Raw genomic sequence first — 21815 nt, 5'->3', positions numbered from 1 at the left:
ACTTTACATCACAAAAATAGTTGGTACTATGGTTGGATATTTTTTAATTTTTCTAAAAATATGCTTTCTTAGTACTTGTCTAATTTGAGCTTCTAAAACTTTTGGATTATCTAAAATTTCATCTTTTACATTTGGGAAAAATTGACTTAAAACATCACTCATTTCTTTTGAAAATGCTCCATCTTGTTTATCAGCTACCAAGCCATAACTAAATACTCTTGGTTTATTAATTAGTGTTTTACTTGCTTTATCAAGCTGGGCGATGATGACAACTATGCCGCTATCTGCTAGTTTTTGTCTATCAATTACCACATCATCTGCGATTTGTTTGTTGATTTGATTGTCTACAAAGACTTTTCCTGTTTTAACTGTTTTTACGCGTTTGATGTATTTTTGGCAAAGCTCCACTTGATCCCCATCACTCATTAAGTAAATGTTTCTTTCAGGTATGCCACATTTTAGAGCAGTTTCTTTGTGTTTATTGATATGATTATACTCTCCATGCACTGGTAAGAAAAATTTAGGTTTTACTAAAGTTAGCATAAGTTTTTGCTCTTCTATACTAGCATGTCCACTTACATGGATTTCGCTAAATTCTTGATAAGCTACTTTAGCTCCTGCTTTTAAAAGAAAATCAAGCACAGCAGAAACATTTGCTTCATTGCCTGGTATTGCTTTGGCTGAAATGATAACTTGATCGCTAGGTTTGATTTTGATAAATTTATGCTCATCAGTTGCCATTCTATATAAAGCACTCATAGTCTCGCCTTGACTTCCTGTAGTGACAATTAGTACTTCGTTGTCTTTGTACTTGCTTACTTCATCAGCGTCAATGAAAATTTTTCTATCAAGTTTGATATAGCCAAGCTCCATAGTAGTATAGAGATTTCTTTCCATAGAACGCCCTATAACACACACTTTTCTGCCGTATTTTAAACCATAACTAATAGCTTGATATACACGGTGGATATTAGAGCTAAAGGTGCTCATGATTACCCTGCCTTTAGTTTTGGCAAAAATTTGATCAAAAGTAGGTCCTACAGAGCTTTCGCTTTTTGTATAGCCTTCTTTATATGAGTTTGTACTATCACTTAAAAGACAAAGCACACCTTCTTCGCCATATTGAGCTAAACGACTTAAATCCGTTGGATAACCATCAATTGGTGTTTGATCTATTTTAAAATCGCCAGTGTGTATGATGGTTCCTGCTTTAGTTTTAATAGCTAAAGCACAAGCATCGATGATAGAGTGGGTTATGTGAATCCATTCTAAGTTAAACTCACCTATTTCATAAATTTGTCTTTTTGTTATAGGTCTAAACCATTTACGCTCAGCTTTTAAACCATGTTCTTCAAATTTATTTGAAATCATACCTAATGCTAAAGGTGTTGCGTAGATAGGAAATTGAAATTCTTTGAAAAAATACGGCACAGCACCGATATGATCTTCATGAGCATGAGTGATGATGATAGCGCGAATTTTGTTTTTAATCTTTCTTACATAGTCAAAATCAGGTATGATAATATCTACTCCATGCATGGTTCCATCTGGAAAACTCATACCTATATCAACGATAATTGCATCGTTGTTGGTTTCAAAAATAGTGATATTTCCACCGATTTCCCCAAGCCCACCCAAAGGTGTAATACGAATTTTATGTTCGCTTGAGTTGTTGTGTTTTAAAGGGTGAAGTCTTAGCTCGTGCATGATTTTATTAGCTTCTATGCTTTTAGCAAGTTCTATTTGCCATTCTTCATTACCACTTAATTTAGAAGGTAAATTTCTATTTTTTTTCTTTTTCTTTTTTTCTTCGCTAGCTTCAGTTTGAGTATTTTCTACTTTTGTTTCGTTTTTAATTTCACTATTTTGCTCTTGAGTTTGTGAATCTTTTTTTCTTTTGTTTCTAAATTTATTAAATCTTTTAGTTTTATTTTGCTCTTGAGTTTTGTTTTCTTCGCTCATAGTCATCCTTTAAATAGTCATAAATTTTAAGGTATGAATCAACGCTAATTTCATGAGCTCTTGAGGTAGAAGAGATATCTAGTGCTTCAAATGCTTTTAAAATTTTTTCTTTTTTATTTTTAAAATTAGATAAGAGTTGTTTTCTAGGATTTTGAAAACAAGCTCTAAGAAATTCTTTAAAAGCTTCTATATTTTCACATTTTTGCTGATAATGAGTAGTTTTTATTAACTTCATTACAGCTGAAGTAACTTTTGGCGGAGGATTAAAGCTTTGTGGTTGTATATCAAAAAGCATTTGTCTTTGGCATATCAATGCACAAAGCACCCCTAAAGCCGAAAAATTACTTTCTTTTTCATTTGCACAAAATTTCTGTGCTACTTCTTTTTGCACCATTACTATAAGCCCAAGGCAATTTTGATCTTCTAGGGCTTTTAAAATCAAATTTGTAGCAATATAATATGGTAAATTTGCTACTAAAAAGTACTCTTTATCGCTTAAACTTCCTTGATCAAAAGCATCACTTGCATTTTGATGGATAAGCTCAAAATTTCCACCTTCAATCTCATTTTGAAATTTTTTATTTAAAATAGGAATCAAATCTTTATCAATCTCATAAGCTCTAACATGAGCTTGTGGGATTTTCAAAAGTTCTTGCGTTAAATCACCTAAGCCAGGCCCAATCTCAACTATATTTTTAGTATCTTTGGGTATGGCTTGGATGATTTTATCTACCACGCTTTTATCACATAAAAAATTTTGCCCAAAATGTTTTTTTGCTTTTATCATAAATTTATTCTATCTAAAAAATATTAATTATAGCATTATTTTAAGCGCTAATTAGATAAAATTTGAATTATTTTTTATAAAGGTTAATTTTTGAAAAATCTTATAGTATGTGCAGGAGGAAATGAGGATTTTAAATTTGCACAAAGTATAGGCATAGGTTTGGTTAATTCTGCTTTTTCTCTAGGTAAAATTTTAAGTCAAGTAAAAGTAGATAGAGTGATTTTTATAGGCACATGTGGAATTTACCAAGAAGGAAAAATTTTAGATATTTATGAAAGTTCTAACGCAGCGAATTTAGAATACGCAGATTTATTTGATAGTTTTTATACGCCTATATCTAATGAGATTAGATTAAATGTTTCACATGAAACTATGATTAATTCTTCAAATTATATTTGTAAAGATGAAAATATCGCCCAAGAATTTTTTAAAAAGGGTGTGCATATAGAAAATATGGAAGCATATGCAGTGCTTTCTTGCGCAAAAATGCAAGGTATAGAAGGAATTTGTTATTTATGTGCGACAAATTTTTGTAATGAATTTGCACATGAGGATTTTTTAAAAAACCATCAAAAAGCAAAAGAATTATTAAAAGAATTTTTGTTAGATAAAAAACTTATATAGGAAAAAAATTGAGTGAATTAAAAAACATATTAGATTTTACTAAAGAAGAATTAGAAAATTTAGTTCAGCCAAAATTTAGAGCAAAGCAAATTTTTGAATGGGTATATAAAAAATATACAGATGATTTTTTACAAATGTCGTCTTTGCCAAAAGATTTTAGAGTGTACTTGCAAGAAAATTTTCATTTTTCACCTCTAAAATGTGTGAAAGATGAAAAAAGCAAAGATGGTAGTATAAAATATCTTTTTGAACTTTTAGATGGTAAAAAAATCGAAGCTGTTTTGCTACCTATGAAAGAAGAACTTGTAGATGAAAATGGAAAAATCATCAAACATGCAAGATATACCATTTGTGTTTCCTCGCAAGTGGGGTGCAAAAGTGGTTGTAGTTTTTGTCTTACTGCTAAAGGCGGTTTGAAAAGAAATTTAAGTGCAGGGGAAATAGTAGGACAAATTTTATGGATCAAAAAACATAATCACATTCCTTATGAAAGAAGGGTTAACATAGTCTATATGGGCATGGGAGAACCTTTGGATAATCTCAAAAATGTTTCTAAGGCAGTTAAAATTTTAGCCGATAATGATGCCTTAGCTATAAGTCCTAGAAGACAAACTATAAGTACAAGTGGTTTGGCAAAGCAAATTAAAGAGCTTGGCGAGATGAATTTAGGTGTGCTTTTGGCTATTTCACTTCATGCGGTTAATGATGAACTTAGAAGTGAATTAATGCCTATTAATAAAGCTTATAATATAGCAAGCATTATGGAAGCAGTGAGAAATTTTCCTATAGATCAGCGTAAAAGAGTGATGTTTGAATATCTTTTAATCGATGGTATAAATGATAAAATAGAACATGCAAAAGAACTAGTCAAACTTTTAAATGGTATAAAAGCTAAAGTGAATTTAATACTTTTTAATCCACACGAAGGAAGTTTATATAAAAGACCAAGTGTTGAAAATGCGGTTAAATTTCAAGATTATTTAAGCGCCAAAGGTGTTACTTGTACAATAAGAGAAAGTAAAGGACTTGATATTTCAGCTGCATGCGGACAGCTTAAAGAAAGGCAGAGTAAACAATGACTTTTTTAGATATAGCACAGCTTATTTTTATAAGTATAGTAGTGATCATAGGACTTGGTGGGATTATTTATGTATTAAAAAATGAAGGAAAAATAAATGATAGATAAAAAACAATTGTTAGAAAATCAATTATTTCAAAATAGATATATAAAGCCAAATATTTCTTGGTATTTCTCTCATTTAAATGGTAAAAGAGGATTTGCTAGAATTTTTAAAGTTCCTTATGCTGCTTTGATGAAAAAATTTTATTTAAAAAAATACTTCGAAAAGAGGGTTTTAGAAGGTAAGGTGGATATTCCTTATTTAGAATTAGTTTTAACTACAAGATGTACTTTGCGTTGTGAATCATGTAATAATTTAATGCAGTATTTTTTACCATCAAATCAATATACTTGTACTTTAGAGGGCATTATAGAATCATTAGAGTTACTTTTATCTAAGGTAGATTCTATTGCAAGAGTTAGAATTATAGGTGGAGAGCCTTTGTTATTTAAAGATTTACCACAATTGATTGATTATTTAGATACTCAAAAGAAAATACTAACTTTTTCTTTAGTTACCAATGCAACCATTGATTTTAAAGATGAATTGATGAAAAAGTTAAAAAAATCTAATAAGATTAGAAAAATTACGATTTCAGACTACAAAAGATCGCCAAATTTAAAAATTCCACTAAAACAAGAAAACATTTTAAGAAAATTAAAAGAAAATAAAATTCCATTTTCTATGGACTCTAGTGGCGAAAATTCTACTTGGAGTGATCCTGAAAAAATTTATAAACGCGGTAGAAGTAAAGAAGATATAATCAAAAATTATCGTAATTGTCAAATGCCATGCGTAAGTTTGATGACATCTGAGGGCTTAGAAAATAAACAATTAGCACCTAAAGGAGCTGTTTTTGTTTGCCCTATATCAAGTTCCTTATCGCGTTTAAAAGGACTTGAAGAATTTTATGGCGATTTTTTAAATTTAGAGGATTCTAAAGAAAGATTTTTTGAATTTTATTCTCAAGATTTTTATAAATCTTGTGATTATTGTAGAGATTATGGTAAGCCAGCTAAGCAAATTGCAGTTGCAATCCAAACTGATAAGGTTTTAAAATTAGAAAAAGATTAAGATAAATTTTTCAAAAACTCATCTTTTATATCTTTTTGAGATTGTATCAAAAATTTTTGATTTTTATATGTAAATTCTAAGCTAAAAGAATGCAAAAGCAATCTTTTAGCACCTGTGATTTGAGCTCTTTCGATATCGCTCATTTTTCCATCTAATATTTGCTCTATTTGTGTTTTTTCTAAACCATATAAAGGTTCACCTAAAATTTTATGTTTCACATGAAACAAATGTAGTCTTATTTGGTGTTGTCTACCTGTTAGAGGCTTAGCTAAAACTAAACTGGCATCTAAATTTTTAAAATATTCTAAAGTATAAAATTGTGTTAAAGCTTCTTTGCCATTTTCACAAATATGCATCCTAGTTTTTACTGTGTCATAGTCTTTAGCTAAATCCATGTTTTTATTTACTATAAATTCTTTTTCAGTTTTTCCTTTTACTAGAGTAAGATAGTTTTTTTGCACTAATCTTTTTTCAAACATAGTTTTTAACTCAATTTGTGCATTTTTATGTTTTGCTATGAGTAAAAGTCCGCTTGTTTCTTTATCTAATCTATGAGCCACGCAAGCTTTTTCACCCCATAAATGCCAAATTTCATCACAAAGACTATAAGTACAATTGCGCCCATTAGGATGAGTCAGCACTCCGCTTGGTTTTTCTACTACAGCAAAATCTTCATTTTCATAAACTATTTCTAATCCTTTAGGGTTATTTTCATATACGATTAATTCTACTAAACCATCTAAAAATTTGTTTTTTTCTTCTACCAAATTTCCATCACAAAATAGTCTTTTTTTGTCAATGAGTTTTTGTGCTTCACGCATAGAAATTTTTAACTCATCCATAAGCAGTCTAAATGCCTTTTTTCCATTATTTGCTAGTTTCTTTTTTATATATGCCATTTAATAACTTTCTTAGGTAAATTATAATAAAATTTAAGCTATTTTTTCATAAAAAATTATATATAAAAAGGTCTTGAAAATGGTTGAAAGATATAGTAGAGAAATCATGGCTAAAAAATGGGACATGCAAGCAAAATATGATGCATGGCTAAAAGTAGAATTAGCTGCTGTGAAAGCATGGAATAAACTTGGTCTTATTAAAGATGATGATTGTGAAAAAATTATAAAAAATGCAAAATTTGATATAGCAAGAATAGATGAGATAGAAAAAACTACCAAACACGATGTTATCGCTTTTTTAACTAGTGTAAGTGAAAGCTTGGGCGAGGAAAGTCGTTTTGTGCATTATGCAATGACAAGTTCAGATTGTATTGATACTGCAGTTGCTTTGCAGATTAAAGATAGTTTAGAATTAATCTTGCAAGATTTAGATCAAGTTTTAGTAGCGATTAAAACAAGAGCATATGAGCATAAAAATACCTTAATGGTAGGAAGAAGTCATGGAATTCATGGAGAGCCTATAACTTTTGGTTTGGTTTTGGCTATTTGGTATGATTCACTAGTTCATGCAAAAGATTTAATCATTCATGCAAAAGAAGTGATTAGCTATGGAAAAATCAGCGGTGCTATGGGAAATTTTGCTCATGCTCCGCTTGAATTTGAAGAAGAAGTTTGCAAAAATTTAGATCTTAAGCCAGCACCAGTTTCAAACCAAGTTATACAAAGAGATCGTTATGCACAGGTTATCTCGGCTTTAGCTATTTTAGCTTCAAGTTGTGAGCAAATCGCTGTTGCTATCCGCCATTTTCAAAGAACAGAAGTATATGAAGCTGAAGAGTATTTTTCTCAAGGACAAAAAGGAAGTTCAGCTATGCCCCATAAAAGAAATCCTGTTTTGAGTGAAAATATCACCGGTCTTTGCAGGATGATAAGAGCTTATGTGACACCTGCTTTAGAAAATGTAGCATTGTGGCATGAAAGAGATATATCACATTCTAGTGTAGAAAGATTTGTATTACCTGATGCTTTTATCACGACTGATTTTATGCTTTCAAGATTATGCGGTGTGGTAGAAAAGCTTTTGGTATATCCAGAAAATATGATGAAAAATTTAAATTTAACCGGAGGACTTGTATTTTCTCAAAGAGTGTTGCTTGAACTTCCATTTAAAGGTATAAGCAGAGAAGAAGCTTATAAAATCGTTCAAAGAAATGCTATGAAAGTTTGGGCTGATTTACAAAATGGCAAGCCTGCGTTAAATGAAAAAGGCGAGAGTTTGTTTTTATTATCTTTATTAGCTGATGAGGATTTGAAAAAATCTTTAAGTGAAGCAGATATTAGAAATTGCTTTGATTATAACTACTACACAAAAAATGTAGATAAAATTTTTGAAAGAACTTTTAAATAATAAATTAGGGGTTGTGAGTGAAAGTATTAAAAAGAAATGGAAGAACCGAAGAGTTAGATGTTTCTAAAATTAAAAAATATACCACTGACGCGGTGGCAAATTTAGAAAATGTTAGCCAAAGTGAGCTTGAAGTAGATGCAAAAATTCAATTTCGTGATGGTATAACAACAGAAGAAATCCAACAAACTCTTATAAAAACAGCAGTAGATAAAATAGATATTGATAGACCTAATTGGACCTTTGTTGCTGCAAGATTATTTTTATATGATTTATATAAAAAAGTAAGTGGTTATAATGGATATAAACATTTAAGAGAATATCTTGAAAAAGGTGAAAAAGAAGGTAGGATTTTAATCGGCTTAAAAGAAAAATATGATTTAGATGATCTTAATGCTTATATCAAGCCAGAACGTGATTTGCAATTTACTTATCTTGGTATAAAAACTTTATATGATAGATATTTGATCAAAGATTCTAAAGGTATGCCTATAGAATTACCACAGCAAATGTTTATGGCTATTGCAATGTTTTTAGCACAAAATGAGCTAGATTCTCAAACTTGGGCTAAGAAATTTTATGATTTGATCTCAACTTTTGAAGTAATGCTTGCAACTCCAACCCTTTCAAATGCAAGAACTACAAGACACCAATTAAGCTCATGTTATATAGGAAGCACGCCTGATAATATAGAAGGAATTTTTGATTCTTATCAAGAAATGGCACTTTTATCTAAATTTGGTGGTGGTATAGGCTGGGATTGGTCTAAGGTACGCGCTATGGGTGGAAGTATAGATGGGCATAAAAATGCAGCAGGCGGGATCATACCATTTTTAAAAATCACTAACGATATAGCAGTAGCTGTTGATCAACTTGGCACTAGAAAAGGTGCAATTGCAGTTTATATCGAACCTTGGCATATGGATATTAATGACTTTTTAGATTTGCGTAAAAACTCAGGTGAAGAAAGAAGAAGAGCACATGAGCTTTTCCCTGCTTTGTGGATTAATGATTTATTTATGAAAAGAGTAAGAGCAAATGACAAATGGACGCTTTTTGATCCTGCTGATACGGCAAGTTTATGCGATTTATACGGTGAAGAATTTGAGAAAAAATACGAAGAATTTGAAAAAGATGAAAGCATAACTAAAGAAATTATAGACGCAAAAGAGCTTTGGAAAAAAATACTTTTATCTTATTTTGAAACAGGTATGCCATTTTTATGTTTTAAAGATAGTGCAAATAAAACAAATCCAAATTCTCACGCAGGAATTATAAGAAGTTCCAATTTATGTACAGAAATTTTTCAAAATACAGATCCAAATTATTATCAAATCAAAATTGTATTTGATGATAAAACAGAGCTTCATTTAGATGAGAATGAAGAACTTACAATAGATGGAGGATATAAAAAGCTTGCTAAAAAAGTTTCTACTTTAGATAGCATTAATGGTAAAAAAGTCTATATAGTAGAAAAATATAAAAACGAAGGAAAAACCGCAGTTTGTAATCTAGCAAGTATAAACTTAAGTAAAATTAACACAAAAGAAGACATTCAAAGAGTAGTACCAACAGCCATAAGAATGCTTGATAATGTGATTGATTTAAATTTTTATCCTCATGTAAAGGTTAAAAATACCAATCTAAAATCACGCGCTATAGGGCTTGGCGTAATGGGTGAAGCGCAAATGCTAGCTGAAGCTCAAATTTACTGGGGTTCTAATGAGCATTTTGAAAAAATTGACCATATTATGGAGATGATTAGCTATGAGGCTATTTTAGCTAGCTCAAATTTAGCTTTAGAAAAAGGAAGTTATCCTGACTTTGAAGGATCAAACTGGAGCAAAGGTATAGTGCCAATTGATGTAGCAAACGAAAATGCTAAAAAACTTACTGCAAGTGATGGTTTGTTTGATCAAAGTGAGTGTGATTGGGAAAAATTAAGAGAAAAACTAAAAAGAGATGGTATAAGAAATGGTTATTTAATGGCTATAGCACCAACTTCTTCTATTTCTATTTTAGTAGGTACAACTCAAACAATTGAACCTGTATATAAAAGAAAATGGTTTGAGCAAAACTTAAGCGGTATGATACCAACTGTGGTGCCAAATTTAAGTGCTAATACTTGGCAGTATTATACCCCTGCTTATGAGCTTGATCAAAAAATCTTAGTAAAAGCAGCAGCGATTCGTGGTAAATGGATTGATCAGGGTCAATCATTAAATATCTTTGTTTCTTTAGATAAAGCAAGCGGTGGATATTTAAATGAAATTTATCAACTTGCTTGGGAATTAGGTGTTAAATCAACTTATTATCTAAGAAGCGAAAGTCCTGATAGTCAAAAAGTAAATGATGATGTGGTTGATAGAACTATAGAATGTGAAGGTTGTCAATAAAAATGGAGAAACAAAATGTATACAAAAAACTCACTACCGGAGCTTACGCTTAGGGGTATAATACTAGGAAGTATTTTAACGATTATTTTTACCGCCTCAAATGTATATTTGGGGCTTAAAGTCGGTCTTACTTTTTCTACTTCTATTCCTGCTGTTGTGATTGCAATGGCTGTTTTAAAAATCTTTAAAGACTCTAATATTTTAGAAAATAATATGGTTCAAACTCAAGTTTCAGCCGCAGGTACGCTTTCGGCTGTGATTTTTGTTATACCGGGTCTTTTTATGTGTGGATATTGGTTTGAATTTCCACTTTGGCTTACTTTTATGCTCTGTCTTTGTGGAGGTGGATTAGGCGTGCTTTTTACTATACCTTTGCGTAGAGCTATGGTAGTAGAGAGTAAATTAGCTTATCCTGAAGGAAGAGCTGCTGCTGAAATTTTAAAAGTAGCTAATAAAGATCAAGCTGATAAAAAAGGAAAAGTAGGCTTAAAAGAAATCACACTTGGCGTGGTTTTCGCTTCTGTAATAAGTCTTTTTTCAAGTGGCTTTAAACTACTTTCAAGTGGAAGTAGTTTTGCATTCATTTGGCAAAAAATGACTTTTGGCTTTTCTATGGGTTATTCAGTGGCGCTTTTGGGTGCTGGATACTTAGTAGGTATAGCCGGAGGTGTTGCATTGCTTGTGGGTATGGTACTTGCCTGGATGGTTTTTGTGCCATATTTTTCTGCTAAAGAAAGCTTTGACGCGAGTTTAAGTGCGCTTGATATAGCTAATCAAATTTGGGCTCAAAAAGTACGTTTAATAGGCACAGGAGCTATTGCTATAGCAGCATTATGGACTTTAATAGAACTTGCAAAGCCTGTATATGATGGCATGAAAAATATGCTTAAAAAAACTTCATTAAACCTCTCACAAGATCCTAAAGATATGGATTTATCTTTAAAAGCTATGCTAGGTTTATTTGTACTTATGTGTATAGGTTTGTTTAGTTCATTTTATGCTTTTGTGGCTGATTCAAATTTAGCAAGTGGCTATCAAATTCTTTTTGCTTTGGTGGGAACTTTAGTAGCTATTTTTATAGGCTTTTTTGTAGCTTCTGCTTGTGGATATATGGCAGGTTTAGTGGGTTCATCATCTTCTCCTATTTCGGGTATAGGACTTATTGGGATTATGATTTCTTCTTTGATTATTTTACTTTTGGGTTATCAAGTAGATTTATTTAGTGATCCTTTAATGTCTAAATTTGCTATTGCTTTTGCTATATTTACTACTAGTGTTATTTTGGCAACTGCTGCTATTTCTAATGATAATTTACAAGATTTAAAAACTGGCTATTTAGTGGGTGCAACTCCTTGGAAACAACAAGTTTCTTTGATTATAGGTTGTGTGTTTGGAGCTTTAGCTATAGCTCCTGTTTTAAATTTGTTATACCAAGCTTATGGTTTTGTGGGTGCAATGCCAAGAGAAGGAATGGATGAGGCAAATGCACTTGCTGCACCACAAGCAAATTTGATGAGTACTATAGCACAAGGCATTTTTAATGCTAATATCGATTGGAGTTATATTATAGCAGGAGCTTTTGTGGGCGTTGGTATAATCATTGCCGATCGTTTATTAAGAAAGAAAAATATGTCTTTGCCACCTTTAGCTGTGGGTATAGGTATATATTTACCACCTGCTGTTAATATGCCTTTATTTGTAGGTGGCTTACTAGCATATTTAATCAAAAAGCGTTTAGAGCAAAGATATGCTAAAAATGCTCATAAAAAAGAACTCATTCAAGAGCATGAGCAAAAAGGAACCTTATTTGCCTCTGGTTTGATAGTAGGTGAGAGTTTGTTTGGAGTGTTAATAGCTGGTTTAACTGTGCTTTCTATTAGCAGAGGTGGGGCTGAAGATCCACTTGCTATTGCAACTTCATTTAAAGACGATGGGATTATAGGTTTTGTAGTTTTTGTAGCGATCATGCTAATTTTTGCAAGAAGAGTACTTAAAAAATGAATTTAGATTATTATTATGCTTTGATTTTAGGAATTATCGAAGGTTTGACAGAATTTTTACCTGTTTCATCTACAGGGCATATGATTTTAGGTGCTGAAATTTTAGGTTTAAATATAGATGATTTTTGGAGAAGTTTTTTCATCATCATTCAGCTTGGTTCTATACTAGCGGTGATTTTTATTTTCAAAGATAAACTAACTCAAAAACTTGATATTTGGTTAAAACTTGCTGTGGGCTTTTTGCCCGCAGGTGGGGTGGGTTTTATAGCATATAAGTTTTTAAAAGAAATATTTAATGGCTATACCGTGGCTACTATGTTAATCATTGGTGGGATTATTTTTATCATTATAGAACTTAAACATAGAAAAAAAGACTACACAATCCACTCTTTAGATGAGGTAGGTTATAAACAAGCTTTTTTGATAGGTTTAACCCAAGCTCTTGCTATTATACCAGGTACTTCAAGAAGTGGAGCAAGTATCATAGGTGGCTTATTGCTTGGGCTCGATCGCAAAGTGGCTTCTGAATTTTCATTTTTACTTGCAATTCCTACCATGATTATAGCAACAGCTTATAGTATTTATAAAGAACCACAGGTTTTAAGTAATATGAATAATTTCATTCCTTTAGCCATAGGTTTTGTAACAGCTTTTGTAGTGGCTTTTGTAGTGATTAAAATATTTTTAAAATTAATCAGCAAGATAAACTTCATACCTTTTGGAATTTATAGGATAATTTTAGGTTTTGTATTTTTATACCTTTTTATGAGTGGTGCTTTAGATATATCAAGAACGGGTGTTTGAAATATAAAAATATCCTTTATTTAAAAAAAGTTTAAGTTTTTCATAGCTAAAATTAGTCTTATATTTTAATTTAAGCTCACAAGGTTAGTGAGTGTTAAGGGTAGAAATGACAAAAGATATAATTGCATATGCAAATAATGAAACTTTGGTAGATACTCAAAGTTTTAACAATGACACAAATTTAACTCCGATTTATTTTGATAACTCTAAAGAAAGTTTAGAAGTTATCCGCCACTCTTGTGCGCATTTAATGGCTCAAGCGATTAAAAGTTTATATCCAGAGGCTAAATTTTTCGTAGGGCCTGTGATAGAAGATGGGTTTTATTATGATTTTAGAGTTGATAGCAAGATTTCAGAAGAAGATTTAAGCAAAATCGAAAAGAAAATGAAAGAACTAGCTGAAGCAAAGCTAGACATCACAAAATACGAACTCTCAAAGACTGAGGTTAAAGAAAAATTTGCTAATGATGATTTAAAACAAGAAGTTTTGCTAAGAATTCCTGATGGAAAAGTAAGTATTTATAAGCAAGGCGAATTTGAAGATTTATGCCGTGGACCTCATGTACCAAACACTAGATATTTAAGATTTTTCAAGCTTACTCGTGTAGCGGGAGCGTATTTGGGTGGTGATGAAAAAAGAGAAATGCTCACAAGAATTTATGGTACTGCCTTTGCAGATAAAGAAAGTTTAAATGAATACTTAAAAATCATTGAAGAAGCTAAAAAAAGAGATCATAGAAAACTTGGTAATGAAATGAAACTTTTTGCCTTTGATGATGAAATAGGCGGTGGGCTTCCTATATGGCTTAGCAATGGTGCAAAATTAAGAAGTAAATTAGAGCATTTGCTATATAAAGCACACAGATTAAGAGGTTATGAGCCTGTGCGTGGGCCTGAACTTTTAAAAGCTGATGCGTGGAAAATTAGTGGGCATTATGCAAACTATAAAGAAAATATGTATTTTACGCAAATTGATGAGCAAGAATATGGCATTAAGCCGATGAATTGTGTAGGACATATTAAAATTTATCAAAGTGATGTTAGAAGCTATCGTGATTTACCTTTGAAATTTTTTGAATATGGTGTGGTGCACCGCCATGAAAAAAGTGGAGTTTTGCACGGGCTTTTTAGGGTAAGAGAATTTACCCAAGATGATGCGCATATTTTTTGTATGCCAAGTCAGATAAAAGAACAAGTTTTAGAAATTTTAAGCTTTGTTGATACTTTGATGAAGGCTTTTGAGTTTGATTATGAAATGGAAATTTCAACGCGCCCAGCAAAAGCAATAGGCGATGATGAAATTTGGGATATAGCTACAAAGGCTTTAAAAGAAGCTTTAGATGAGCAAGGTTTAAAATATGGCATTGATGAGGGCGGTGGAGCTTTCTATGGCCCAAAAATCGATATTAAAATTACTGATGCGCTAAAAAGAAAATGGCAGTGCGGAACTATACAAGTAGATTTTAACTTACCAAGCCGTTTTAAACTCGAATACACAGACGCAGATAATGAGAAAAAACAACCTGTAATGCTTCACCGTGCTATTTTAGGTTCTTTTGAAAGATTTATAGGAATTTTAGTAGAGCATTGTGCGGGTGAGTTGCCATTTTTCATAGCACCAACTCAAGTAGCTATAGTGCCTATTTCACAAAATCATCATGATTATGCAAAAGAAATAGCAAGAAAACTTTTAGAACTTGGCATTGATAGTGAAGTGTATAATAAAAATGAAAGCTTAAATAAAAAAATCCGCACCGCTGAAAAAGCACATGTACCTATGATACTTGTTTTAGGTGATGAAGAAGTAGCAAACAAAAGTGTGGCTTTAAGAGATAGAAGAGCAAAAGAACAAAAAACAATGACTTTAGATGAATTTATAACCCTAACAAAGGAGAAATTAAGTGAGGTACGCTTTTGAGTAAAGAAAAAGAAGTATTGCTAAATGAAGAAATTCAAGCAGATGAGATCAGATGTATAGGTGATGATGGCAAGGTTTATGGCATTATTAGTAGTGATGAAGCGCTAGATATAGCAAATAGACTAGGGCTTGATTTGGTGATGATAGCCCCTGAAGCCAAACCACCTGTATGCAAGATAATGGATTATGGAAAATTCCGTTATCAACAAGAAAAGAAACAAAAAGAAGCAAAGAAAAAACAAAAAGTTATTGATATAAAAGAAATCAAACTTTCTGTGAAAATCGCTCAAAATGACATTAATTATAAGGTCAAACATGCAAGCGAGTTTTTAGAGCAAGGCAAGCATGTGAAATTTAGAGTGTTTTTAAAAGGTCGTGAGATGGGCTCTCCTGAAGCAGGGGTGGCGTTGCTTGAAAAAATTTGGCAAATGGTTGAAGATATAGCAGATAGAGATAAAGAGCCTTTACTCGAAGGACGCTATGTAAATATGCTAGTAACTCCTAAAAAGAAAAAATAATCACAAGCCTTTTTAAGGCTTGTATTTTAAACTTATGCTAGAAGAAAATCCACAATTTTTAAAAGAACAAATCATAACTTATCTTGGCAATAAAAGATCCTTGCTCGAGTTTTTAAATCAAGGCTTTAAATTCGCACAAAATGAGCTTAAAAAAGACAAATTTAGTTTTTGTGATGTATTTAGTGGCTCTGGGGTAGTTTCGCGTTTTGTGAAGCCTTATGCGAGTTTTATCATGGCAAATGATTTGGAAGATTATTCTAAAATCATCAATGAATGTTATTTAAGCAATCAAAACGCACAATTTTTACAAGAATTACAAAAATATTATACTTTTTTAATTTCTGATTTAAAACTCAAAAAAGGCTTTATAAGCAAGCTTTATGCGCCAAATGATGATGAGTATATTCAAAAGAATGAAAGAGTTTTCTACACGCTTAAAAATGCGATGTATTTAGACTCTATGCGAGAAAAAATTTCAAGCTTGCCAAAAGAAATTCAAAAATACTTCATCGCACCGCTTATCTACGAAGCAAGTGTGCATGCAAATACAAGCGGGGTTTTTAAAGGCTTTTATAAAGATAAAAATGGAGTGGGAAAATTTGGAGGAAATGGAGCAAATGCACTTAGTCGTATAAAGGGCGATATAGCTTTAAAAATGCCTATTTTTTCAAATTTTACTTGTAAATATGAGGTTTTTCAAAAAGACGCAAATATTTTAGCTAAAGAGCTTGATAGCTTTGATGTAGCGTATTTAGACCCACCTTATAATCAACACCCTTATGGGTCAAATTATTTTATGTTAAATTTAATCGCTAATTATAAAAAGCCAAAGGAAATTTCAAAGGTTTCTGGCATACCAAAAGACTGGAACCGCAGTGCTTTTAACAAAGAAAAAAAAGCCGAAGATGCTTTGTTTGATTTGATAAATGATTTAAAAGCCAAGATTGTATTGCTTTCTTATAATTGTGAGGGTTTTGTAAAAAAAGAAAATTTCACAAAAAGACTTCAAAGTCTTGGAGAATGTTTTGTGCTTGAGCAAAAGTACAATGCCTTTAGAGCCAGCAGAAACCTTTCTAAACGCTCTATGCATATACAAGAACAACTTTATGTGTTGAAAAAGAAGAATTAGAATTTAATTTTTCTAAAGCATAGTTGTAGTAAAATGATAGCTTTCTTTTATGAAAAAATTGATCCAAAGGATACACATGCCAAAAATGAAAAGCGTTAAAAGTGCTGTTAAACGCTTCAAAGTAGGTAAAAATAAAATCAAAAGAGGTGCTGCTTATAGAAGCCACATTTTGACTAAAAAACCTGCTAAAAGAATGCGTGATCTTCGCACTTCTAAGTATGTTCACTCAACCAATGTTAAAGCGGTTGAAAAAATGTTAGGAATTTAAGCTCGCTTAAATTTAGTTTTTGACGAAAGTCATTCAAACTCCCCTTATTTTAAAGGGCAAGATTCGTTTAACGAACGCCAATTTGTGAAAGGATAAATATGGCAAGAGTAAAAACTGGTGTTGTAAGACGCCGCAGACATAAAAAAGTTTTAAAACTTGCGCGTGGTTTTTATAATGGTCGCCGCAAACACTTTAGAAAAGCTAAAGAACAATTAGAAAGAAGTTTGGTTTATGCGTATCGTGATAGACGCCGCAAAAAACGCGATTTCCGTCGTCTTTGGATAGTGCGTATCAATGCAGCTTGCAGACTAAATGATATTAGTTATTCAAGATTTATAAATGGTCTTAAAAAAGCAGGCATTGAGCTTGATAGAAAAATCTTAGCTGATTTAGCGATGAACGACGCAGCTGCTTTTGCTAAAATAGCAGATGCTGCTAAAAAAGCACTTTAATCTTACTGCAAGGCTTTTTATAAGCCTTGTTTTTCTATTTACTCTCTTTTTAAATCCTCTTTTTGCAAAAGATATTTTACTTTTTAAAGTTTATGATGAAAAAGCATTTAAAGATATAAATTTAAGCCATTATCTCATGAGTGAAAAACTCGATGGCGTAAGAGGACTTTGGAGTGGTAAGTCTATGCAAACAAGAGCAGGAAATGCTATAAAACTCCCTTCATTTTTCACAAAAAACTTTCCTAAATTTGAGTTAGATGGAGAACTTTGGGTAAAAAGAGCTTCTTTTGAAGAAATTTCATCTTTAATACGCCAAGAAAATCCTGATGAAAAACTTTGGCAAAAAGTAAGTTATAATGTCTTTGATGTGCCAAATGCTTGCGAGGAATTTAAGCTTGATCCTTGTACTTTAGAAGCAAGATTAGAAGTTTTAAAAAAGTATTTAGCTAAAAATCCAAATGATTTTATAAAAATCATCCCACAAATTCGCATTAAAGATAAAAATCATTTAAAGCAGTTTTACCAAGATATCATTTCGCATAAAGGCGAGGGCGTGATCATAAGATTAAACAACGCACCTTATGAAAAGAAAAGATCAAACAATGCTTTTAAACTAAAACCTTTTGATGATACAGAATGCGTTGTAAAAAAGCATTTTGAAGGCAAAGGAAAATTTGAAGGTAAAATGGGATCTTTGCTTTGTGAAGCAGTGATTGAGGGTAAAAAAGTAAGTTTTAAGATAGGTTCGGGTTTTAAAGAAAGCGATAGCCTAAACCCTCCGCCAGTTGGTGCTATCATTACTTTTAAATACAACGGCTTAACCAAAAATGGCAAGCCAAAATTTGCTAGTTTTTTAAGAGTACATGAAAATAGCGTTTTAAAGTAAAAGTAAATTTCAACCTTTCTTTGCAAAAACTCTAAAACAAAGATAAAGCACAAAAGCTATACAAGCGCTAGCTATGATACAAGCTCCACTTGCAAGATTATAATAAAAACTCACAAAAAGCCCTATCACGCAAAAGCTTATGCTCAAAAGCGTAGAGATGATCATCATTTGACCAAGCTTTTTAGAAAAACTCTCAGCGATAAATGCAGGTATGCTAAGCAAAGCTATCACAAGTATAAGCCCTACTACTTTGATACTTATAACGATACAAAAAGCCATCATTGCGATTAAAAGATAATGAAAAAGATTAGTTTTAACCCCTCTTAAGCTTGCAAATTCTTTATCAAAGCTTAGAATTTCAAATTGACGATAAAAAAGCAATACTAAAATGATAAAAATCATATCAATCGCTGCAAATAAAACTATATCTTGTGTAGGTACAGACAAAATACTCCCAAATAAATACCCCATTAAATCACCATTATACCCAGGGGTTAAGTCTATGAGTATGATACCAACAGCCATTCCAAAAGCCCATATAACCCCGACTATATTGTCACTTCTAAAAGGATATTTTTGTACTAAAAACGCTACAAGCAAGGCTAAAAAAAGCGTAAATAAACTCGTACTAACAAGTACTGGCAAACCAAAATAAAATGCTATACCTATACCCCCAAAAGCCCCATGCGTAATGCCTCCTGCCATAGAGCTTAAGCGGTTGATCATGATCAAAGTCCCCATAATCCCACAAGCAATGCTAGTTAAAAATGCAGCCAAAAAAGCATTTTGTATAAAAGAGCTAGATAAAAGTTCAAGCACGGTTTTCTCCTTCACAGCAACACTGCTCCAAGCTAAGCTCCACATCACAAAAATGCGTGTGATTTTGGCTTAAATGTGCTAGTAAATGTGCCTTTTTTTCAGGGGTGTTTTCATGTAAGAATAATTCTTTGTTTAAATATGCGATTTTATTTGCATAAGCTAAGCTTACATTTAAATCATGGCATATTACTATCACACCAACCCCACTTTCGTGTAATTTTTTCAAAAGCTCAAAAATCTGCACCGAGCCTTTGGTATCTATGCTTGCAGTAGGCTCATCAAGGATTAAAAGCTTGCATTCGCTTGCTAGGGCTCTTGCTATATAAACTCTTTGTCTTTGACCTCCGCTTAGTTCATTGATTTTTTTATCCCAAAAATTTCTCATACCTACTTTTTCTAAGGCTAGCAAGGCTTGCTCTTGATCTTTTTTGGTATAAAAACCAAAGAATTTTTTATCCACCCTTCCCATCATCACCACTTCTAGCACGCGCACTGGAAAGTTTGGATTAGCTAAAGTATTTTGTGGGACATAGCCTATATCTTTTAAACTTAAGTTTTCAAAGTTTATATTTTTATGACTATTTAGTAAACCTAGTGTGAGTTTTAAAAGTGTAGATTTACCCCCGCCATTTGGCCCTACTATGGCTAAAAAGTCTTTGCTTTCATAGTTTAGGTTGATATTTTTTAAAACCTCATCTTGGTTGTATGAAAAGTTTAAATTTTTAATATTGATTTTTATCATTGTAAAACGCTTGCTATATTTTTTGCATCTTTTAAAAGTTCATTTTCATAATCACTTGGCAAATGATCAAGTTCTATGATTTTAAGATTATAATTACTTGCCATAGCTTTAATGGTATTGTTATTAGCTCCTTTGGGTATAAAAATAGCTTTGATTTGCTCTTTTTGTATGAGTTTTGCAAGCTTGGCCAAGTCTTTTGGCTTAGGTTCTTTTCCTTCTATTTCAACAGGAATTTGACTTAGATGATATCTTTTTGCAAAATACCCCCAAGATGGATGATAGACTAGAAAATGCTTGTTTTTTACATTTTTAAATAAAGCTTGTATTTGTAAATTTAATGCATCCATTTCTTTTAAGAAATTTTCTAAATTTTGCTCATAAAATGCTTTGTTTTGTGGGTATTGTTCTATAAGTGCTAAGGTGATATTTTTAGCGTGAGTTTTTGCTAAAAGTGGATCAAGCCACGTGTGAGGGTCATCTCCATGATGATGGTGTCCTTCGTGAGCATGCTCTTGCAAGGGTATAAAATCAATGCCATTTTGAGTAGAGATGATTTTGGTATTTTTGAGATTATCTTTAAGTTTTAAAATCCAAATTTTCTCAAATTCCAAATTTGCCGTGAAGTAAATATCGCTTTTTTCAAGTTTTAAAATACCACTTGGTTTAAATTCGAAAGTATGCTCATTTGCATTAGGTGGTATGACTATATTAATATCTAAAGTGTCTTTAGCAATTTGTTTTACAAAGTAAGCTTGTGGAGCTATACTAACACTTACCAAGTCTTTGGCATATATACTTAAAAATGAAATCAAACACAAAAACAATACACGCATAATTTTCCTTTCTAAAAACAAAAAAATATTATACTATATTAGAAAAAATAAGGAGTGAAGATGAATTTATGGAATAAAAAAGCAAAAAGCTATGCAAGGTATAATCCTAGTTTAAACGAAATTCAAAAAGCTACTTTTGTAAAACTTGGGTCTTTGCAAGGCAAAAGCGTGGTGGATATAGGTTGTGGGAGTGGTGTTTGGACTTTACATTTGGCACAAAAAGCAAAAAGTGTTTTGGGTGTAGATAGCTCTAGTGCTATGCTTGAAATTTTACAAGAAGATGCAAAAACTCATGCTATATCAAATGTAAAAACCTTAAATTTAGATTTTGAAAACTTTTATAAAAACAATAACACAAAATTTGACTTAGCCTTTTTAAGTATGTCGCCTGCTTTGCAAAATGAAAAAGACTATAAAGCTTTTTTAAACTTAGCTTCTAAAAAAGTGTATTTAGGCTGGGCAAGTAGGCGTAAAAGTAGCTTTTTAGATCCTATATTTGAGCATTTTAATACGCATTTTAAAGGTTTTTATGAAGAGGACTTGCAAGGTTTTTTAAATGCGCAAAATATCTCTTATGAGTATGAAATTTTTAACGAAACTAGAGTGGTAAAAAGAGATAAAGAAAGTGCGATAGAAAATGCTTTGTGGCATTTGAGTATGAATGGCATTAATGCAAATAAACAAGAGCTAGAAAGCTTTGTCAAAGATGAGGTAGAAGAGATTATAGAAGCAAATATTAAAATTTTATTTATAGAATAAATATATTATTCTATAAAATAAATATAAAGGAAATACAATGGACGCAAATTCTGTATTTTTGTCTCTTAAAGATAAAACTCCATCAAATAAATGGAGCGAATTGCAACAAAAAATATCTAATGCATCAGAGGAAGCTTTATCTCAAATTGCTTTAACGCCTTTAAAAAGTAATATAGTTGCTTTGGTTATAGGTATTTTCTTTGGATGGTGTGGCGCAGATAGATTTTATATTGGCGATAAAAAAATTGCTTTTGCTAAGATTGCTTTGTTTATTTTTATTGTTGTGATTGTAACATTAACACAAATTGATACTTTAAGATTGATTATTACTCTATATGTTTTGGTAGATTTATATTTTGTATGGAAAGAAACCAAAAAAAGAAACTTATCAAAAATTTATAGTATTTTGGATTGATAAT

The 21815-nt window shown here is 31.7% G+C and carries 22 protein-coding genes; 16 read left to right on the top strand and 6 right to left on the bottom strand.

Going from position 1 to position 21815, the window contains the following annotated elements:
- Nucleotides 1–3: 3 nt before the first annotated feature.
- Both L8W55_RS01410 and rsmA read right to left on the bottom strand, forming a co-directional pair.
- Nucleotides 4–1962: a ribonuclease J gene (locus L8W55_RS01410; protein WP_412175257.1), complete on the bottom strand. Its 1959-nt coding sequence runs from the start codon at nt 1960–1962 to the stop codon at nt 4–6.
- Nucleotides 1928–2749, bottom strand: coding sequence for a 16S rRNA (adenine(1518)-N(6)/adenine(1519)-N(6))-dimethyltransferase RsmA (gene rsmA / locus L8W55_RS01405; RefSeq protein ID WP_257937851.1), 822 nt, complete (start codon nt 2747–2749; stop codon nt 1928–1930). The genes L8W55_RS01410 and rsmA overlap by 35 nt, the downstream gene beginning before the upstream one ends.
- A gap of 90 nt (nt 2750–2839) precedes the next feature.
- Between rsmA and L8W55_RS01400 the strand changes: the two genes are divergently transcribed.
- From L8W55_RS01400 to L8W55_RS01385, 4 genes are read left to right on the top strand one after another with little or no spacing between them, the layout of a single operon-like run.
- Nucleotides 2840–3373: a purine-nucleoside phosphorylase gene (locus L8W55_RS01400; RefSeq protein WP_263676970.1), complete on the top strand. Its 534-nt coding sequence runs from the start codon at nt 2840–2842 to the stop codon at nt 3371–3373.
- Between the two features lie 8 nt (nt 3374–3381).
- A complete protein-coding gene (rlmN, locus tag L8W55_RS01395; RefSeq protein ID WP_263676969.1) occupies nt 3382–4452 on the top strand; it encodes a 23S rRNA (adenine(2503)-C(2))-methyltransferase RlmN in 1071 nt (356 codons plus the stop codon).
- On the top strand, nt 4449–4559 hold the full coding sequence (locus tag L8W55_RS01390) for a hypothetical protein (protein ID WP_263676968.1): 111 nt from the start codon (nt 4449–4451) through the stop codon (nt 4557–4559). Before rlmN ends, L8W55_RS01390 begins: the two co-directional genes overlap by 4 nt.
- The gene (locus L8W55_RS01385; RefSeq protein WP_263676967.1) at nt 4549–5568 is read left to right on the top strand and encodes a radical SAM protein; all 1020 of its coding nucleotides are present in this window, start codon (nt 4549–4551) and stop codon (nt 5566–5568) included. Before L8W55_RS01390 ends, L8W55_RS01385 begins: the two co-directional genes overlap by 11 nt.
- Here L8W55_RS01385 and L8W55_RS01380 read toward each other — a convergent pair.
- Nucleotides 5565–6467 (bottom strand): RluA family pseudouridine synthase, encoded by a 903-nt coding sequence (locus L8W55_RS01380; RefSeq protein ID WP_263676966.1) that lies wholly within the window; start codon nt 6465–6467, stop codon nt 5565–5567. The two genes, L8W55_RS01385 and L8W55_RS01380, sit on opposite strands and share 4 nt — an antisense overlap.
- A gap of 79 nt (nt 6468–6546) precedes the next feature.
- Between L8W55_RS01380 and purB the strand changes: the two genes are divergently transcribed.
- The 10 genes from purB to L8W55_RS01330 all read left to right on the top strand — a co-directional run bounded on the left by purB (nt 6547) and on the right by L8W55_RS01330 (nt 18243).
- Nucleotides 6547–7875 (top strand): adenylosuccinate lyase, encoded by a 1329-nt coding sequence (gene purB, locus L8W55_RS01375; protein ID WP_263676965.1) that lies wholly within the window; start codon nt 6547–6549, stop codon nt 7873–7875.
- A gap of 17 nt (nt 7876–7892) precedes the next feature.
- Nucleotides 7893–10268 carry a ribonucleoside-diphosphate reductase subunit alpha gene (locus L8W55_RS01370; RefSeq protein WP_263676964.1) on the top strand — a complete coding sequence of 792 codons (2376 nt, stop codon included), beginning with the start codon at nt 7893–7895 and terminating at the stop codon, nt 10266–10268.
- A gap of 15 nt (nt 10269–10283) precedes the next feature.
- Nucleotides 10284–12269: an OPT family oligopeptide transporter gene (locus tag L8W55_RS01365; RefSeq protein WP_263676963.1), complete on the top strand. Its 1986-nt coding sequence runs from the start codon at nt 10284–10286 to the stop codon at nt 12267–12269.
- Complete coding sequence (locus tag L8W55_RS01360) at nt 12266–13072, top strand: undecaprenyl-diphosphate phosphatase (protein ID WP_263676962.1); 807 nt, start codon at nt 12266–12268, stop codon at nt 13070–13072. The genes L8W55_RS01365 and L8W55_RS01360 overlap by 4 nt, the downstream gene beginning before the upstream one ends.
- 106 nt (nt 13073–13178) lie before the next feature.
- Nucleotides 13179–14990, top strand: coding sequence for a threonine--tRNA ligase (gene thrS / locus L8W55_RS01355; protein ID WP_039619515.1), 1812 nt, complete (start codon nt 13179–13181; stop codon nt 14988–14990).
- Nucleotides 14987–15508 carry a translation initiation factor IF-3 gene (gene infC / locus L8W55_RS01350; RefSeq protein ID WP_039617082.1) on the top strand — a complete coding sequence of 174 codons (522 nt, stop codon included), beginning with the start codon at nt 14987–14989 and terminating at the stop codon, nt 15506–15508. The genes thrS and infC overlap by 4 nt, the downstream gene beginning before the upstream one ends.
- Nucleotides 15509–15542: 34 nt before the next feature.
- Nucleotides 15543–16637, top strand: coding sequence for a DNA adenine methylase (locus L8W55_RS01345; protein ID WP_263676961.1), 1095 nt, complete (start codon nt 15543–15545; stop codon nt 16635–16637).
- 76 nt (nt 16638–16713) lie between these two features.
- Nucleotides 16714–16905: a 50S ribosomal protein L35 gene (gene rpmI, locus L8W55_RS01340; RefSeq protein ID WP_039617094.1), complete on the top strand. Its 192-nt coding sequence runs from the start codon at nt 16714–16716 to the stop codon at nt 16903–16905.
- A 98-nt stretch (nt 16906–17003) separates the two neighbouring features.
- Nucleotides 17004–17357 carry a 50S ribosomal protein L20 gene (gene rplT / locus L8W55_RS01335; RefSeq protein ID WP_263676960.1) on the top strand — a complete coding sequence of 118 codons (354 nt, stop codon included), beginning with the start codon at nt 17004–17006 and terminating at the stop codon, nt 17355–17357.
- Nucleotides 17335–18243 (top strand): DNA ligase, encoded by a 909-nt coding sequence (locus L8W55_RS01330; RefSeq protein ID WP_263676959.1) that lies wholly within the window; start codon nt 17335–17337, stop codon nt 18241–18243. The genes rplT and L8W55_RS01330 overlap by 23 nt, the downstream gene beginning before the upstream one ends.
- Before the next feature lie 9 nt (nt 18244–18252).
- Here L8W55_RS01330 and L8W55_RS01325 read toward each other — a convergent pair whose 3' ends face one another.
- Genes L8W55_RS01325 through L8W55_RS01315 form a run of 3 tightly spaced genes read right to left on the bottom strand, consistent with a single transcriptional unit; the run spans nt 18253 to nt 20637 of the window.
- Nucleotides 18253–19062 (bottom strand): metal ABC transporter permease, encoded by an 810-nt coding sequence (locus L8W55_RS01325; protein WP_263676958.1) that lies wholly within the window; start codon nt 19060–19062, stop codon nt 18253–18255.
- Nucleotides 19055–19804 carry a metal ABC transporter ATP-binding protein gene (locus L8W55_RS01320; RefSeq protein WP_263676956.1) on the bottom strand — a complete coding sequence of 250 codons (750 nt, stop codon included), beginning with the start codon at nt 19802–19804 and terminating at the stop codon, nt 19055–19057. Before L8W55_RS01320 ends, L8W55_RS01325 begins: the two co-directional genes overlap by 8 nt.
- The gene (locus tag L8W55_RS01315; RefSeq protein WP_258108433.1) at nt 19801–20637 is read right to left on the bottom strand and encodes a metal ABC transporter solute-binding protein, Zn/Mn family; all 837 of its coding nucleotides are present in this window, start codon (nt 20635–20637) and stop codon (nt 19801–19803) included. Before L8W55_RS01315 ends, L8W55_RS01320 begins: the two co-directional genes overlap by 4 nt.
- Before the next feature lie 60 nt (nt 20638–20697).
- On the opposite strand from L8W55_RS01315, the gene L8W55_RS01310 reads away from it, so the two are divergent.
- The gene (locus L8W55_RS01310) at nt 20698–21396 is read left to right on the top strand and encodes a class I SAM-dependent methyltransferase (RefSeq protein ID WP_263676954.1); all 699 of its coding nucleotides are present in this window, start codon (nt 20698–20700) and stop codon (nt 21394–21396) included.
- Nucleotides 21397–21433: 37 nt separating this feature from the next.
- A complete protein-coding gene (locus L8W55_RS01305) occupies nt 21434–21811 on the top strand; it encodes a TM2 domain-containing protein (RefSeq protein ID WP_263676953.1) in 378 nt (125 codons plus the stop codon).
- The last annotated feature ends 4 nt before the right edge of the window (nt 21812–21815 follow it).

The sequence above is a fragment of the Campylobacter sp. FU_520 genome (assembly GCF_025772385.1).
Lineage (GTDB): Bacteria > Campylobacterota > Campylobacteria > Campylobacterales > Campylobacteraceae > Campylobacter_D > Campylobacter_D lari_C.
Note: the sequence above shows the minus strand (reverse complement) of the source record. Positions and strands in the feature narration are given on the sequence as shown.

Bases quoted from the DNA above. Each gene is read 5' to 3' on its own strand.
- rplT (WP_263676960.1), top strand. From the start codon at position 17,004: ATGGCAAGAGTAAAAACTGGTGTTGTAAGACGCCGCAGACATAAAAAA.
- rsmA (WP_257937851.1), bottom strand. From the start codon at position 2,749: ATGATAAAAGCAAAAAAACATTTTGGGCAAAATTTTTTATGTGATAAA.
- L8W55_RS01310 (WP_263676954.1), top strand. From the start codon at position 20,698: ATGAATTTATGGAATAAAAAAGCAAAAAGCTATGCAAGGTATAATCCT.
- L8W55_RS01410 (WP_412175257.1), bottom strand. From the start codon at position 1,962: ATGAGCGAAGAAAACAAAACTCAAGAGCAAAATAAAACTAAAAGATTT.
- L8W55_RS01380 (WP_263676966.1), bottom strand. From the start codon at position 6,467: ATGGCATATATAAAAAAGAAACTAGCAAATAATGGAAAAAAGGCATTT.
- L8W55_RS01385 (WP_263676967.1), top strand. From the start codon at position 4,549: ATGATAGATAAAAAACAATTGTTAGAAAATCAATTATTTCAAAATAGA.
- rpmI (WP_039617094.1), top strand. From the start codon at position 16,714: ATGCCAAAAATGAAAAGCGTTAAAAGTGCTGTTAAACGCTTCAAAGTA.
- L8W55_RS01360 (WP_263676962.1), top strand. From the start codon at position 12,266: ATGAATTTAGATTATTATTATGCTTTGATTTTAGGAATTATCGAAGGT.
- L8W55_RS01330 (WP_263676959.1), top strand. From the start codon at position 17,335: ATGCTGCTAAAAAAGCACTTTAATCTTACTGCAAGGCTTTTTATAAGC.
- L8W55_RS01365 (WP_263676963.1), top strand. From the start codon at position 10,284: ATGTATACAAAAAACTCACTACCGGAGCTTACGCTTAGGGGTATAATA.
- purB (WP_263676965.1), top strand. From the start codon at position 6,547: ATGGTTGAAAGATATAGTAGAGAAATCATGGCTAAAAAATGGGACATG.
- thrS (WP_039619515.1), top strand. From the start codon at position 13,179: ATGACAAAAGATATAATTGCATATGCAAATAATGAAACTTTGGTAGAT.
- L8W55_RS01305 (WP_263676953.1), top strand. From the start codon at position 21,434: ATGGACGCAAATTCTGTATTTTTGTCTCTTAAAGATAAAACTCCATCA.
- L8W55_RS01390 (WP_263676968.1), top strand. From the start codon at position 4,449: ATGACTTTTTTAGATATAGCACAGCTTATTTTTATAAGTATAGTAGTG.
- L8W55_RS01345 (WP_263676961.1), top strand. From the start codon at position 15,543: ATGCTAGAAGAAAATCCACAATTTTTAAAAGAACAAATCATAACTTAT.
- L8W55_RS01315 (WP_258108433.1), bottom strand. From the start codon at position 20,637: ATGCGTGTATTGTTTTTGTGTTTGATTTCATTTTTAAGTATATATGCC.
- L8W55_RS01320 (WP_263676956.1), bottom strand. From the start codon at position 19,804: ATGATAAAAATCAATATTAAAAATTTAAACTTTTCATACAACCAAGAT.